Below are 14,616 nucleotides of genomic sequence, written 5' to 3'. Positions count from 1 at the left end.
GCTCATCCGGCCATTCGCTTTTCGCTACGCGGCGCCGGCTTGCGCCGGTGCTGAGTGGTCACAAGGGCGTCGACGTCGAGGATCAGGGCGACGCGGCCGTCGCCCAGGATGGTCGCCGCGGCGATGCCGTCGATCTGCTGGTAGTTGGCTTCCAGGCTCTTGATCACCACCTGGCGCTGGCCCTGGATGGCGTCGACGAGCAGAGCCGCTTTGCCGCCGCCCTCGCTTTCGACCAGGATCGCCACGCCTTGGCCGGCTTCCATCGGACCGTCGCGGAAGCCCAGCGACACGCCGACGTCGATCAGCGGCACGAAGGTGTCGCGGATGCGGATGACAGCATCCTTACCGCCCACATAGTGCACGTCCTCGGGGCGCGGGGTCAGGCTCTCGACGATGGCCGACAGCGGCGCGACCAGGGTCTGCTCGGCGGCGGTCACCACCATGCCGTCCAGCACCGCCAGGGTCAGCGGCAGCGACATCGTGAACTTCGAGCCCTTGCCGGGCTCGGAGGAGATCGAGATGCGGCCGCCGAGGCCCTGGATCGACCGGCGCACGACATCCATGCCGACGCCGCGGCCGGAAATGTCGGAGATGGTCTCGGCGGTCGAGAAGCCGGGCAGGAAGATCAGGTTGTCGGTCTCTTCGTCCGACAGCACCGCATCCTCGGAGATCAAGCCCTTCTCGATGGCGATGCCGCGCACGCGCTGGCGGTTGATGCCGCGGCCGTCGTCCTGGATCTCGATGACGATGCGGCCGCCGCGGTGCAGGGCGCGCATGTGCACGACGCCCTCGGCGGGCTTGCCGGCTTCGGCCCGGCCTTCGGGCGTTTCCAGCCCGTGGTCGATGGCGTTGCGCAGCATGTGGGTGATCGGATCGGTCAGGCGCTCGATGACGGTCTTGTCGACCTCGGTGCCTTCGCCTTCCATGACCAGGCGCACGCGCTTGCCGACCATGTCGGCGACTTCGCGGACCAGACGCGGCATGCGCTGGAACACGCTCTTCACCGGCTGGGCGCGGATGGCCATGACGCTGTCCTGGATCTCCCGGGTCAGCAGTTCGAGATCTTCGAGGCCGAGCACCACGTTCGACGAGCGGGCCAGGCCGCTTTCCAGCACGCGCTGGGACAGCATGGCCTGCTGGATGACCAGTTCGCCGACGGCGTTGATCAGGCGGTCGACGCGGTCCAGGTCGACGCGGATCGTGGCCTGGGCCGGCGCCGCCGGTGCGTTGGCGGGCGCGGCGGCCTTCGCGGCGGCCGGCGCGGGCGCGGGCGCAGCCGCTACCGGCGTCGGGGCCGGAGGCGGCGCGGCCGCGGTGGTTTCGGCCTGGGCGCGTGCGATCAGCGCGGCGACGTCCAGGTCGGCGGCCGGCTCGGGCGCGGGTTCGGGAACAAATTCGGGCTCGATCGCTGCGGCCGGCGCATCGCCGGAAACGCGAGCGAGCAGGGCGGCCAGATCGAGGGGCGCCTCGGCGCTGGCCTTGGCCAGGTCGTCGTCGCTCAACGGCAAGTCGACCTTGGGCGCCGGTTCGTCGCCGCCCTCGCGGACGATCGACAGGATGCAGTCGTCCTCGACGAACTCGAACACTTCGCGGATCGAGGCTTCGTCCTGCTCGGTGGTCAGGCGGATCGTCCAGCGCAAATAGGCGCTCTCGGCCGCGATCTGATCCAGCGGCGGCAGGTCGCTGTCGTCCAGCGTCACCTGCGTCTCGCCCAGCCGGGCCAGTTCCCGCAGCAGCAGCCCGGCCTCGTTGGCCTTGGCGTACATCTCGGTCTTGGGCGCGAAGTCGATGACCCAGACGCCCCCCGCGGCGACCGCGGGTTCCGGCTCCAGCGCCACCGGCGGCGGCAGGTCGAAGTCCATGGCTGGAGGGGCGTCGTCGTCGATCGAGACGGCCATCGGCACGAAGCCGAAGTCGTCGTCGTCGCCGAGGTCGCCGTCATCGGCCAAGCCGTCCTCGCCGATCAGCGACTTGAGCTCGGAGAGCATGCCCGCCGAGCGGGCCTCGTCGACCATCGTCCCGTCGCGAGCGGCCGCCACGTGGTCGGCCAGGACGTCGAACGCGCGCAGCAGGGTCTTGGCGACCTCGTCGGTCAGCTCCATCTTCCCCGAGCGCAGCTCGTCCATCACCGTCTCGAAGACGTGGGCGAAGCGGATCAGGTCTTCCAGACCGAAGGCCCCGGCGCCGCCCTTGACGGAGTGAACCGCCCGGAACACCGCATTGATGGTCTCGCTGTCCGCGTCGCCGGCCTCCATGGCCAGCAGACCCTGCTCGGCGTCGGTCAGGAGCTCGTCGCACTCCTGGAAGAAGGTCTGCTTGATGCTCTCGAACGGATCCAACGGAACGCTCCGGTTGGGTGGAAAGATTTAGGCGGCGACCCGGCGGACGGCTTCGACCAGCTTGACGGGATTGAAGGGCTTCACGATCCAGCCGGTGGCGCCGGCCGCGCGGGCCCGCTCCTTCTTGGCCGCGTCGCTTTCCGTGGTCAGGACCAGGATCGGCGTGGCGCGGTGATCGGGATTGGCGCGCACGCCCTCGATCACGCCGAAGCCGTCGAGGCGAGGCATGTTGATGTCGGTGATGACGACGTCGGCGCCGTTGGCTTGCAGGACCTCAAGGCCCTCCACGCCGTCCACGGCCTGGATCACGGTGTATCCGGCCTGAACCAGGGCATGGTTCAGCATTTCCCGCATGGTGCGGCTGTCGTCGATCGTCAGGACGGTTTTGCTCACGAGGATCCCCCTAGGACTCGAATTGCAGCTCAGGCGCGCCGAACGCGGCCAATTGCTCTGAGAAGCCTGAAGACGGTTGATCCACAGTTAAGCTAAGGCCGTCCTCGGCCCAGATTTTGCGCGCCGACATCAAAACTTGCAGGCAGAGCCCGCCCAGGCGCGTGACCTGCGAGGCGTCAAGGCTCAGGGGACGGCCGCGCAGGGCCATCAGTTCGGCCCGCAGCGGCTCGGCCGCCTGCAGGTCCAGGATCGGCTGCAGGCTGACCACGGCGGGCGCCGTCGACGTCGTCATCTTCACTCCCCCCAAGGGCCCGCGTTGTGCGGCGCCCTAGAATTCTTCCCAACCGTCAGTCTCGGGCTCCGGCCTACGGAGCGCCGAACCGTCACGGCTCGACCGTCGCATCTGCGGGCTCGCGGCGCCCGGACGACGTCCGGCCGGAGCGGCCTGCACCTGGCCGATATTGAACCGCGCGACGGACCCGGAGAGGGTTTCGGCCTCGCCCGCCAGGGCATGGCTCGCCGCCGTCGATTCCTCGACCATGGCCGCATTCTGCTGCGTGACCTGATCCATTTGGTTAACGGCGGTGTTGACCTGTTGCAGGCCGACCGCCTGCTCCTGCGCGCTGGCGGCGATCTCGGAAACCAGTTCGTCGATCTCGGCGACACGGCTGACGATGCGCTGCAGGGCCTCGCCGGTTTCGCCGACCAGATGCACGCCTTGACCGACCTGTTGGCTCGAGGCGCTGATCAAGGTCTTGATTTCCTTGGCGGCCTCGGCTGATCGCTGGGCCAGGGCCCGCACTTCGGAGGCGACGACCGCGAAGCCGCGGCCGGCTTCCCCGGCGCGGGCGGCTTCGACGCCGGCGTTCAGCGCCAGCAGGTTGGTCTGGAATGCGATCTCGTCGATCACGCCGATGATCTGGCTGATCTGTTGCGCCGACTGTTCGATTTCGCTCATCGCCGCGACGGCTTGCCGCACGACTTCGCCGCTCTTCTGGGCGTCGCCGCGCGCGCCCAGCACAACGTCGCTGCAGGTCTTGGCGCCGCTGGCCGTCTTGTTGACCGTGGCGGTGATCTCGTCGAGCGCGGCGGCGGTCTCTTCCAGGCTGGCGGCCTGCTGCTCGGTGCGGCGCGACAGGTCGTCGGCGGCGATGCTGATCTCACCGGCGCCGCTCTTGATGCCCTGCACGTTGGCGATCACCACTTTCATGGCGTCCTGCAGCTGACCCATGGCGGCGTTGAAGTCGGTCTTCAGTTGCTCGGCGTCAGGGGCGAACCGGGCCGTGATGCGGTGGGTCAGGTCGCCGTGGGCCAGCTTGCCCAATGCTTCGGCCAGCGAGCCGATGGCGACGGCGTCTTCCTCGGCCTTGCGGGCCTTTTCCTCTTCGCGGGCGCGGCGTTCGGCCTCGGCGGCGGCGCGCTGCTCGGCGGTCTGGCCTTCCAGGCGGAGCTTCTCGATGCCGGCTTCCTTGAACACCGCCACGGCCTGGGCCATCTGGCCGACCTCGTCCTTGCGGTCCATGGCCGGGACAATGGCGGTGAAGTCGCCCTGCGCCAGGCGGCGCATGGCGGCGGTCATGGCGGTGACCGGCGAAGCGATCATCTTGCTCAGGATCCAGCCCAGGCCGACGGCGATCAGCACGGCCAGGCTCAGGCCGATGGCGAGGCTGAGGGTCGCGGTGGCCGACGCCCTGACCTGCTGCTCCTGCAGCCGGGCCATCTCTTCATTCATCGCCGCCTGAACGGCGTCCATGGCGTCTTCGGCCGGGGCGATCACCGAGTCGGCGGCGCCGTCGGGACCGACCATGGCGATGGCCTGGGGCAGGGTGGCGGGGTCGGCGGCGAGCTTCACGCCGGCTTCGAAGATTTCGGCGTACCAGCGATCGGCCGAGGCCGCGGCGGTGTCGATTTTGGCGGCCAGCTCGGGCGTGTCGGTGAGGCCGGCGCGCGCGGCGTCCAGGCGCTTTTTGAAGTTCGCCCGATGCTTGTTCACGCGCTCGACGTAGTAGTCGCTCTTCGACAGCAGATAGCCGCGATAGCTGTTTTCCTGCCGGGTCATGAAGAACTTGGCTTCATCGAGGGCCGACAGCACCTCGCGGCTTTCCTTGATCTCCGCGCGGGCGTGGTCGAGCGTGCGCAGATTGACCATCATCGCGCCGCCCATGCCGGCCATGGTCAGCACCACCGCCGCGAAGCCCAGGGCCAGCTTGCGGGAGATCTTCAGGTTGTCGAGAAACACGAGGTCGTCCCCAGGGTTCAGACCGCATCGCGGCGAGCGCGGTGCGAGGCGAGCGCGCCCCAGGCTTTTCTTCCGTACCGGATACAAGAAAATGCTGAAGCGACCTTACTGCTCCTGCACTTGGAGAACGATGTTCTCAACTATACGAAAGTCGGTCGCCTGCGAACGTGCACTATTCTCCTACGAATACTTTGGCGACCTCGGGGAGAATGGACTGCGTCCCCCTTCATCGCCTGCCTTATCGCTAGGTCGTCGCGGCTGAAGAAATGGTTACTGCAACCGTGGCGGGGGCGCCTTTTTCCAGCGTTTGCCGTGGTTTGCATGAAAGGGTGCGACAAGCCGCCACAGGGGTGTTTACGACCCGAGCGAGTGCTGAAACCTGCGGGTGCGCCGATGTCGGGGATACAGTCTTAGGTAATATAGTGACGCTTGTCTCATATTGTACCGAAGTTCAATTTGAGATGTGGCCTGGTGCGCCGCAAGGCGTTCGGCTTCCGTCGGGTCATACTTGCGGGGCGCGGGCGAGGGTGCTCGCCTAGAGGCGACGACGCCCTGGGAGGACGCCGATGGACCTCAGATTGACGCCTGAAATGGAAGGTTTCCGCGACGAGGTTCGCAGTTTCCTGACGAAACACCGGGACCGCTATGTCGGGGACGCCCCGCGGCCGCGCGAGGCCGCCTTGGAATGGCAGCGGCTGCTGATCGAGCACGGCTATGCGGCGCGGACCATTCCCAAGGCCTATGGCGGTTATGGCGCCGCGCCCGACGTGCTGAAGTCGCGGATCATCGCCGAGGAGTTCACCGGCGCCGGCGCTCCGCGCGGCTTCGCCAACCAGGGCATCTCGATGTTGGTCCCGACCCTGCTGGAGGTGGGGTCGGAGGAGCAGAAGCAACGCTGGATCGGACCGACCCTGCGCGGCGAGGTGGTCTGGTGTCAGGGCTACTCGGAGCCGGGCGCCGGGTCGGACTTGGCGTCTCTCCAGACCAAGGCGGTGGAGGACGGCGACGACTTCGTGATCTCGGGCTCGAAGATCTGGACGAGCACAGCGGCCCAGGCCGACATGATCTTCTGCCTGGTGCGGACCGAGCCCGACGCGCCCAAGCACGACGGCATTTCGTACCTGCTGTTCCCGATGACGACGCCCGGGATCGAGGTGCGGCCGCTGAAGACCATGACCGGCTCGGCCGAGTTCAACGAGGTGTTCTTCACCGACGTGCGCGTGCCCAAGAGCGCGGTGGTGGGCGGCCGCGGCCGCGGCTGGTTCGTCGCCAACGCCACGCTCAAGCACGAGCGCGGCATGCTCGGCGACCCCAACGCCACCGAGGCGCGGCTGCATGCGCTGCTCGAGCTGATGAAGTCCGAGACCGTCGACGGCCGGCGGTTGATCGACGACCCGGTGTTCTGCGACCGGGCCATGCAGCTGCAGGCCCGCGTGCTGACCATGAAGTTCAACGGCCTGCGCAACGTGACCGCGTCCGTCAACGGCGAGTCCAGTGGCATGGCCGGCCTGGTGGTCAAGCTGCAGGGCTGCGAGCTGAACCACCAGATCGCCGTCCTGGCGATCGACGCGCTGGGCGAGCTGGGCGTGCTCTACGAGGACGGGCCGCACCTGCGGGCCAAGGGCTCGTGGCAGTGGAACTACATGTTCGACCTTGGGCTGATCATCGGCGGTGGCACCGCCCAGATCCAGAAGAACATCATCTCCGAACGCGGTCTTGGCATGCCGCGCGAACCCAAGCTCGCGAGCGCCTGACATGGATTTCTCAATCACCGCCGACCAGAGGCTGATGCAGGAAAGCCTCGCCCGCACGCTGGACGCCGCCGCGCCCCTGGACCGGGTCCGCAAGTTCGCGGCCGACCGCGAAGCGATCGCTCGCGACGTCTGGGCCGCGCTGGCCGATTTCGGCCTGCCCGGCGTCGTCGTGCCCGAGGAGCACGGCGGACTGGGCCTTGGCCTGTTCGACGCGGCCCTCGCGGCCGAAGCCTTGGGCAGAGCCGTCGCGCCGACGCCGTTCCTGGGTTCGGTCGCGGCCTCGGTGGCGCTGGTGCGCGGCGGCAGCGCCGAGCAGCAGGCTCGCTGGTTGCCGAAGATCGCCTCGGGCGAGGTCGTCGTCGGACTGGCCATCTCCGAAGCCGTGGCGGGGGCGCGCGACGGCATGGGCGTCACCGCGGCCGGCGGACGGCTGAGCGGCGGAGCGCTGTTCGTCACCGACGCCTTGGCCGCCGACCTGTTCCTCGTCGCCGACGCCGCTGGCGGCCTGCACCTGGTGGCCGGCGATGCGGCGGGGCTGACCCGTTCGGACGTGACCAGCATCGACCTGACCCGGCGTTTGGGCGAACTGGCCTTCGACGGCGTCGCGGCCGAGCCGCTGGCCGCCCATACCCTCGACGCCGTGCGCGATGCGGCCTGGACCCTGCTGGCCGCCGACACGCTCGGCGCGGCCGAGGTGATGATCGAAAAGGCCGTCGCCTACGCCAAGGAACGTCGCCAGTTCGGCCGGGTGATCGGTTCGTTCCAGGCGGTGAAGCACCTCTGCGCTGAGATGGCGGCCGAGCTGGAGCCCAGCCGCTCGCTGGTCTGGTACGCGGCCTATGCCTTCGACGACGCGCCGGCGGAAGCCGGGCTCACAGCCGCCCACGCCAAGGCCCACACCTCCGAGATCGGTCGTTTCATCGCCCGCACCGCCACCGAGGTGCACGGCGGCATGGGCATCACCGACCTGCTCGGCCTGCACTACTGGTTCAAGCGTATCGGCCTGAACCGCCAACTGCTGGGCGGACCGGAGCGGGTGCGCAGAATTGCGGCGCGGATGCAGGGGCTGGCGGCCTGAACTGCAGCGGCGCTTGCGTCGCGCCCACCAGGGCGTAGCGTCGCGCTCATGTCGCGCATCCTGATCCAGACGACGATCCCGACGACGCCGGACGACTGGCACGTCGGCCGCTTCGGCCTGCTGGCCGACGTGCTGCGCGGAGCTGGCCATCAGGTCGTCGCCCGCGACCGCGAGCCGGGCGAAGACCCCGTGCTGTCGCGCCTCGACGCCGGCGGCTTCGACCAGCTCTGGCTGTTCGCGGTCGATGTCGGCGACGGCCTGACGGCGGGCGAGAGCGCGGCCATCGCCCGCTTCCATGCCGGCGGCGGCGGGGTGCTCGTCACCCGTGACCACCAGGACCTTGGATGCAGCGTTCGAGGCCTCGGCGAGCTAGGCCTCGCGCACCACTTCCACACGATCAATCCGGAGTCCGATCCTGCGCGGTGCTGCCGCGACGACCAGGCGACGACCTATATCGACTGGCCCAACTATCACTCGGGCGCGAACGGCGACTTCCAGGTGATCGGCGTCGAGGCGCCGGGGCACGCGCTGCTGTCGGACGGGGAAGGCGGGACGATCGCCTTCCTGCCCGCCCATCCGCACGAGGGCGCGGTCAGCGCGCCGCCCTCGGCGCCCGCGGCCAAGGTGGTCGCAAGCGGCACGAGCCAGGCCAGCGGCGCGCGCTTCAATCTGATCGTGGCGTTCGAGGGGGCCGGCGGCGGCCGGGCAGTGGCGCAGTCCACCTTCCACCACTTCGCCGACTACAACCTCGATCCGCGGCGCGGGTGCCCAAGCTTCGTCAGTGAGCCGCCGTCCGATCGCATCATCACCGACCCGCGCGGCCGCCGCGACGCCGAGCGGTATTTCAAGAATCTGGCGGAGTGGCTGAGCCCATGAGCTGCACCCATGGCGCGCACCTGAAGGTCGTCGTTCCGTCTGCGGACGGTTGCGAGGAATGTCTGAAGATCGGCTCCGGCTGGGTCCACCTGCGGCTCTGCCGCGAGTGCGGCCATGTCGGGTGCTGCGACGACAGTCCCAACACCCACGCCACCAAGCACTTCAAGGCCACCGGCCATCCGATCATGGAGACCTATGACCCGCCGGACGGCTGGGGTTGGTGCTATGTCGACGAGGTGATGCTGGATCTGGACGGGATGACGACGCCGCATCCGGAGGGGTGGCGCTACTAGGTCCTCGACACACGCTTCGCGCGCGCTACAACCGGCCCTGCAACCAAGTGCCCGGGGGGAGCATGAGGACCAGGACCATTCGTTCCAGCTTGGGCGCGATCGCCGCCGCGGCGTTGCTTTGGCCCGGCGCCGCAAACGCCGCCTGGGTCAAGGCCGAGACCGAGCGTTTCGTCGTCTATGGTCAGGGCAAGGAAGACAAGGTCCGTGACCTGGCGATGCGGCTCAGCGTCTATGACGCGGTTCTGCGGTTGGTGAATCCTGGGACCCCGACGACTCAAGCGCGGAAACTGGAGGTCTACCTCGTCCGCGGAACGCCGGAAATTCGGCGGGTCTCCCCCAAGATGGCCAATAATGTGGGCGGGTTCTACACGGCGCGCGAGGGAGGCGTCTTCGCCCTGGCCGACGATTCCCAGCCCCCGCTCGCCCGCGACGACCTGCTGTTCCACGAGTACGCCCACGCCTTCATGCTCGAGAATTTCCCGGCGGCGTACCCCGGATGGTTCGTCGAGGGCTGGGCCGAGTACTTCAGCACGGTCGACGTTTCGCCCAAGCGCGCCGAGCTCGGCCGGTACAATCCGGGCAATCTCTACACGCTGTTCGCCGCCAATTGGCTGCCGTGGGAAACCGTGGTGACCAAGGCCACGTGGGAGGTGCCGAAGCAGGACAGCAACGTGTACTACGCCCAGTCCTGGCTGCTGATGCACTACATGCGCAGCGATCCCGAGCGATCCGCCCAATTGACGAAGGCCACGCGGGCCATCGCCGCCGGCGAGCACCCGGTGCGGGCGCTCGAGCAGGCGACGGGCCGTCCGCTCGCCGACATCGGCCGGAGCGTGCGGCTGTACAAGAAGCTGCCGATGTTCGCGATCAGCAACCCTCTGCCCAATCCGCCGGAGATCGTCGTCAGCAAGCTTCCGCCATCGGCCGACGACTTCCTGCTCTACGACCTTCGGATGACCGGCACGATTCCGGATCCGTCGGACGCCGAAGCGCTGGCCGACATTCGCAAGCGCGCGGCGCAATGGTCCGGCGATCGTATGGCCGAGCTGTCCTTGGCGCGGGCCGAGTTCACCTATGGCGACGTGTCTGCGGGCGAGGCGATCGTCGCGCGGCGACTCCAACAGGATCCGAAGGACGTCGAGGCGCTGCTGGTGGCCGGCCAGGGCCAGTTGCGGGCGGGTGATCGGGACGGCGCTCAACGCGAGGCCCGCTACAAGGCGGCCCGGCCGTACCTGGTCAAAGCCTACGACCTGAACAACGACGATTATCGCATCCTGCTTGCCTACGCGGTTTCGCGCACGGTCGACCCCACCTATCCGAACGCCAACGACGTCAACGCCTTGCTCACCGTGCGGGCCATGGCGCCGACGGTCGATCTCGCCTCGCTCATGGCCGGCGGGGCGCTGTTGGCCGTAGACCGCAAGGCCGACGCGATGGCGGTGCTGTCCATCGTCGCCAACAATCCGCATGGGGGCGGGGCGGCGCGCATGGCGCAGGCGTTGATGAAGGGTGAGCCGACGAGCGACCTCGCCGCCGCGGCCCAGCAGCTGGATCCGCAGCGCTAAGCCGTCAGCGCCGCCCGCTCGTCGGGATGGACCAGGTCGTGCAGCTCCGGTCGCCTGGCGATGTAGGCGCGGAAGAAGCCGCAGTGCGGCCGAACCTTCAGGCCCTGGTCCTGGGCATAGGCCAGCGCCGCCTGGGCGAGCTTGGAGGCCAGGCCCTGTCCCTCGAAGGCCTTGGGCGTCACGGTGTGCGGAAAGACGATGCTGTCGCCTTCGATGCGGTAGTCGGCGAAGGCGGTCTCGCCGCCCGGCAGCGCGATCTCGAACCGGCTCGGCGTGCGGACGACCTCGCTCACGCGGTCATGCCCGGACGCTCGTCCGGGTGGACCATGGCGTGCAGTTCGGGACGCTTCTTCATGTAGGCGTTGAAGAACGGGCAGTGCGGCCGCACCCACAGCTTTTCGTCGCGGGCGAACTGGAGCCCCGCCTCGACCAGCCGCTTGCCGACGCCCTGGCCGGCGAAGGCGTCGGGCACCACGGTGTGGGGGAAAATCACGCTGTCGCCGCGCACCTTGTACTCGGCGAAGGCGACGTTCTCGCCGACACGGATTTCGAAGCGTTTGTCGGTGCGGACCACTTCGGGCAGGTCGGTCGCTTCGGTCATTGTCGGTCTCCTGGCGGGGTGGACTGAAATCTAGGGCGCTCTCAGTCCTTGCGCCACTCGCTGATCACGCCGCCGGTGTCGGCGTCTTCGAACGCCACCCGATCTAGCTGGGAGGCGGCGATGCAGAGCGGACGCTGGTCCGCCGTTTCGGCGCGGCAATGGATGCTGCGCCCGTCGGGGAAGACCGTGAAGCGGCCCTCGAGCACCAGCCGATAGCCCTTGGCCGGCGTCGCCGGCGGGGCGTCCCCCTCGCCGCGGACGGTGAAGCTATAGGCGCGGCCGTTGCGCCGGCCGAAGCGCGAGCCCTGGGGCTCGAACACCGCCGCCAGACCGAGCGTCTGCGGGCTCGGCGCCGGCGCGTCCTCGGCGTCTTCGACGTCTGCCGTGGCCGTTGCGCCGGGCGGGCAGAGGTCCGACTGCAGCCAGGGCCGGTCGATCCAGTAGCCCTCGACGGCGTCCCAGACCTTGGCCTCAACCGCGGCGGCGACCAGCGGCGAGCCGGTCCAGTCGGCCGGAATCAGGCTGAGTTCGGCCGCCCGTCCCTTGGCGCGCAGCGTACGGCCGGCCAGGCCGGGGCCAGGCTTGGCCTGCGGCGTACAGCCGAAGGGCGTGCGAATCGTGAAGCTGCGCCCGGCCAATGGATCGGCCCCTTCTGCAGGGCCGCCGGCGGCGTAGGCCGAGGCGGCCGTTGCCGCGGCCGCCAGCAGGTCGGCGCGGCCAAGGGCCGGGGGCGGGGCGATGATCTTCGGCGCCTCGGGCGGCGGCGGCTCGATCTTCGGCGGGGCCGGCGGCGGCGCGGTCTCTTTTGGACCGCAGGCCAGCAGCAGGAAGGCAGGCAGTACGACGGCGCCAAGGCGCGCCCATCTCCGGCGCGCTGAGTTCACATCTGCGGGAGGCATAGGCGCAAGGCTAGCATGTGACCGCCCGCACGTTCCAAGAACCTTGGCGTGAACGTCACGGAAGGCGCCCCCACACCGATGAACTTCGATCAGATCGCCGCCCTCGTGGTCCTTGTCGGAGTCGTCGGCGTGCTGATCCACGGACGGCTGCGGTCGGACGTGGCTGCGCTGTCGGCCGCCGCGGCGCTGTTGCTGCTGGGGGTCATCCGGCCGGTCGAGGTGCAGGGCGCCTTCGCCAGTCCGGCGGTCATCGCGCTCGCCTCGCTGTTCGTCATCGCCTACGCCATCGAGCTTTCGGGCCTGCTCGGCCTGATGATCCGCCAGGCGACCAAGATGTGCGCGCGGCTGGGAGAGAAGGGCCTGTGGCTGGTCATCGGCTTCTGCGGAACGGTCGGCGGCTTCCTCAACAACACGCCGATCGTGGTGCTGGCCGCGCCGGTGATCCGCGATGTGGCGACGTCGATCGGCCTGTCGCCGAAGCGCTTCCTGATGCCGCTCAGCTATGTGACGGTGATGGGCGGACTGCTGACGCTGATCGGCACCTCGACCAACCTGCTGGTCAACGACATGGCCCGCAACGCCGGCCAGCCGACCTTCGGCCTGTTCGAGATCACCCCCGTGGGCCTCTGCGTCGCCGGCGCCGGGGCGCTTTACCTCTACCTGTTCGGCGTGCGGCTGCTGCCCAAGGCCGATGATGCCGCGCCCGATACGTCTGCGCCGATCCCGCTGGGGGAGGCGCGTGGCCACGAGGGCGGGGCCGGGGACGCCGTGCTTGGCGACGTGGCGCTGTTCAGCGCGGCCGACCGGCCCTTGCAGCTAGGCAAGGCGCTGACCTCCCTGGCGATCTTCGTGGCTGTGGTGGCGGCCGCGGCCTTCGGCGCCGCGCCGATCTCCGCAGCGGCGTTCGCGGGGGCGGTGGCGCTCATCCTGCTGCGGGTGATCAGCCCGGAGGAGGCCTATGCCGGCCTGCGCCCCGACGTCTTGCTGCTGATCGCCGGCATGGTGGTGGTCGGCCTCTCGATCGAGGTCACCGGCCTGGCGGCCGCCGGCAGCGAGTTCCTGATCGGCTTCATCCGTCCGTTCGGCCCGCTGGCGGCGCTGATCATCCTCTATGGCGTCACCCTGGTCGCCACCGAGTTTCTCTCGAACGCCGCCGTCGCGGTGCTGATCACGCCGATCGCCGTGGCGCTCGCCGAAAGCCTGGGCGTCGATCCGCGGCCGTTCTTGGTGGCGGTGATGATGGCGGCCAGCGCCGCCTTCGCCACGCCGTTCGGCTACCAGACCAACGTCCTGGTCTTCCAGATGGGCAACTACAGCTACATGGACTTCGTCCGTGTCGGCCTGCCGCTCAACCTGGTCACCTGGGTCGCGGCGATGATCGCGATCCCCGTCTTCTTCCCGTTCTAGGGCCGGACGTCGAACACCAGGTTGAACGGGGTTTCGGTCGCGCGCCTGAAATGGGTGAAGCCGGCGTCTTCGGCCACCTGTCGCAGTCGCTTCTCGCCGGCCTGGGCGCCCAGGCCCATGCCGACTTCCTGGCTGAGGGAAGCTGGCGTGCAGATCATCGTCGAGGCCGAGTAGAAGATCCGCCCGAACGGATTGAGATTGTCGGCCAAGTCGTCGTTGGCGAACGGCTCGACCAGCAGCCAGCTACCGTCGGGGGCCAGGCTTTCGCGGATGTGCTTGGCCGCTCCGACCGGGTCGCCCATGTCGTGCAGGGCGTCGAAGATGGCGATCATGTCGTAGGCGCCGCCGTTGAAGTTCTTGGCGCTGGCGACCTCGAACGTCACGCGATCGGCGACCCCGGCCTCCTTGGCTGCTTCCCGCGCCCGCTCGATCGACGGCCCGTGATAGTCGAAGCCGTAGAACTTCGAGTTCGGATAGGTCTTGGCCATCAGCACGGTCGAGGCGCCGTGGCCGCAGCCGACATCGGCGACCCGCGCCCCGGACTTCAGCTTGCCTTCCATGCCGTCCATCGCCGGGATCCACTCGGTGGTCAGGTGGGCGTTGTAGCCGGGCCGGAAAAACCGCTCGGTGCCGCGGAACAGGCAGACGTCGTGCTCGTGCCAGCCCAGGCCCTTGCCGTTCTTGAACACGGCCTCGACCTTGGGCTCGTCGCGGAACATCGCCGCCAGCACTTCGAAGCCGCCGGCCATGAACGCCGGGCCGCCCTCCTCGGCGAACACCATCGCTTGCTCGGGGGTGAGGAAGAATTCGGACTTTACGGGGTCGTATTCGACGTAGCCGGAGGCGGCCTGGGCGGCCAGCCATTCGCGGACGTACCGCTCGGTCGTGCCGGTCTGGGAGGCGAGCTTCAGCGAGGTGGTCGGGCCGCTCTTGGCCATCGCCTTGTAGAGCCCAAGCTGGTCGCCGAGGATCACCAGCGCCGCCGAGACGGCCGCGCCCATGTCGCCGAGCATCTTGCCCTGGAACGCTTCGAGTTTGGATTGATCGACTTGCACCTGGCCCTCCTTCGGTTGCGGGGCGTGCATTTCGGATGTCGATGTTCTCTCACTGTGCGCGGGTGGTTTGAAGACATCAGGCCGTGCGCCCGTCGCGTTCTGATTGCGGGCGATCTA

The 14,616-nt window shown here is 68.7% G+C and carries 14 protein-coding genes; 6 read left to right on the top strand and 8 right to left on the bottom strand.

The window, feature by feature from the left end; all coding sequences use genetic code 11:
- Nucleotides 1-2: 2 nt before the first annotated feature.
- Genes ACSQ2H_RS19100 through ACSQ2H_RS19085 form a run of 4 tightly spaced genes read right to left on the bottom strand, consistent with a single transcriptional unit; the run spans nucleotide 3 to nucleotide 4,971 of the window.
- Entirely contained in the window at nucleotides 3-2,339 is a 2,337-nt protein-coding gene (locus ACSQ2H_RS19100; protein WP_436062955.1) for a chemotaxis protein CheA, read from the bottom strand.
- Nucleotides 2,340-2,366: 27 nt separating this feature from the next.
- Nucleotides 2,367-2,732, bottom strand: coding sequence for a response regulator (locus tag ACSQ2H_RS19095; RefSeq protein ID WP_056017186.1), 366 nt, complete (start codon nucleotides 2,730-2,732; stop codon nucleotides 2,367-2,369).
- 10 nt (nucleotides 2,733-2,742) lie between these two features.
- Nucleotides 2,743-3,024 carry an STAS domain-containing protein gene (locus tag ACSQ2H_RS19090; protein WP_183771692.1) on the bottom strand — a complete coding sequence of 94 codons (282 nt, stop codon included), beginning with the start codon at nucleotides 3,022-3,024 and terminating at the stop codon, nucleotides 2,743-2,745.
- 36 nt (nucleotides 3,025-3,060) lie between these two features.
- A complete protein-coding gene (locus ACSQ2H_RS19085) occupies nucleotides 3,061-4,971 on the bottom strand; it encodes a methyl-accepting chemotaxis protein (protein ID WP_436062954.1) in 1,911 nt (636 codons plus the stop codon).
- A 566-nt stretch (nucleotides 4,972-5,537) separates the two neighbouring features.
- On the opposite strand from ACSQ2H_RS19085, the gene ACSQ2H_RS19080 reads away from it, so the two are divergent.
- The 5 genes from ACSQ2H_RS19080 (at nucleotide 5,538) to ACSQ2H_RS19060 (ending at nucleotide 10,537) form a co-directional block, all read left to right on the top strand.
- Nucleotides 5,538-6,725 (top strand): acyl-CoA dehydrogenase family protein, encoded by a 1,188-nt coding sequence (locus tag ACSQ2H_RS19080; RefSeq protein WP_436062953.1) that lies wholly within the window; start codon nucleotides 5,538-5,540, stop codon nucleotides 6,723-6,725.
- A gap of 1 nt (nucleotide 6,726) precedes the next feature.
- Nucleotides 6,727-7,803: an acyl-CoA dehydrogenase family protein gene (locus tag ACSQ2H_RS19075; protein ID WP_436062952.1), complete on the top strand. Its 1,077-nt coding sequence runs from the start codon at nucleotides 6,727-6,729 to the stop codon at nucleotides 7,801-7,803.
- Between the two features lie 48 nt (nucleotides 7,804-7,851).
- Nucleotides 7,852-8,679, top strand: coding sequence for a hypothetical protein (locus ACSQ2H_RS19070; RefSeq protein ID WP_436062951.1), 828 nt, complete (start codon nucleotides 7,852-7,854; stop codon nucleotides 8,677-8,679).
- Nucleotides 8,676-8,972, top strand: coding sequence for a UBP-type zinc finger domain-containing protein (locus ACSQ2H_RS19065; protein ID WP_436062950.1), 297 nt, complete (start codon nucleotides 8,676-8,678; stop codon nucleotides 8,970-8,972). Before ACSQ2H_RS19070 ends, ACSQ2H_RS19065 begins: the two co-directional genes overlap by 4 nt.
- 62 nt (nucleotides 8,973-9,034) lie before the next feature.
- On the top strand, nucleotides 9,035-10,537 hold the full coding sequence (locus ACSQ2H_RS19060; RefSeq protein WP_436062949.1) for a hypothetical protein: 1,503 nt from the start codon (nucleotides 9,035-9,037) through the stop codon (nucleotides 10,535-10,537).
- Here ACSQ2H_RS19060 and ACSQ2H_RS19055 read toward each other — a convergent pair.
- The 3 genes from ACSQ2H_RS19055 to ACSQ2H_RS19045 are packed head-to-tail and all read right to left on the bottom strand — an operon-like array spanning nucleotide 10,534 to nucleotide 12,022.
- A complete protein-coding gene (locus ACSQ2H_RS19055; RefSeq protein ID WP_436062948.1) occupies nucleotides 10,534-10,830 on the bottom strand; it encodes a GNAT family N-acetyltransferase in 297 nt (98 codons plus the stop codon). The two genes, ACSQ2H_RS19060 and ACSQ2H_RS19055, sit on opposite strands and share 4 nt — an antisense overlap.
- A complete protein-coding gene (locus ACSQ2H_RS19050; RefSeq protein ID WP_436062947.1) occupies nucleotides 10,827-11,138 on the bottom strand; it encodes a GNAT family N-acetyltransferase in 312 nt (103 codons plus the stop codon). The genes ACSQ2H_RS19055 and ACSQ2H_RS19050 overlap by 4 nt, the downstream gene beginning before the upstream one ends.
- 41 nt (nucleotides 11,139-11,179) lie before the next feature.
- A complete protein-coding gene (locus ACSQ2H_RS19045) occupies nucleotides 11,180-12,022 on the bottom strand; it encodes a hypothetical protein (RefSeq protein WP_436062946.1) in 843 nt (280 codons plus the stop codon).
- Nucleotides 12,023-12,085: 63 nt separating this feature from the next.
- Here ACSQ2H_RS19045 and ACSQ2H_RS19040 point away from each other — a divergent pair, with 63 nt between their 5' ends.
- Entirely contained in the window at nucleotides 12,086-13,444 is a 1,359-nt protein-coding gene (locus ACSQ2H_RS19040) for an SLC13 family permease (protein ID WP_436062945.1), read from the top strand.
- Here the strand turns inward: ACSQ2H_RS19040 and ACSQ2H_RS19035 are convergent.
- The gene (locus ACSQ2H_RS19035) at nucleotides 13,441-14,499 is read right to left on the bottom strand and encodes a class I SAM-dependent methyltransferase (protein WP_436062944.1); all 1,059 of its coding nucleotides are present in this window, start codon (nucleotides 14,497-14,499) and stop codon (nucleotides 13,441-13,443) included. The genes ACSQ2H_RS19040 and ACSQ2H_RS19035 overlap by 4 nt on opposite strands.
- Nucleotides 14,500-14,616 lie beyond the last annotated feature (117 nt).

Source organism: Phenylobacterium sp. LjRoot97, assembly GCF_964254345.1.
GTDB lineage: Bacteria > Pseudomonadota > Alphaproteobacteria > Caulobacterales > Caulobacteraceae > Phenylobacterium.
The sequence above is the reverse complement of the archived record's forward strand: the minus strand, read 5'-3'. Positions and strand labels throughout refer to the sequence as shown.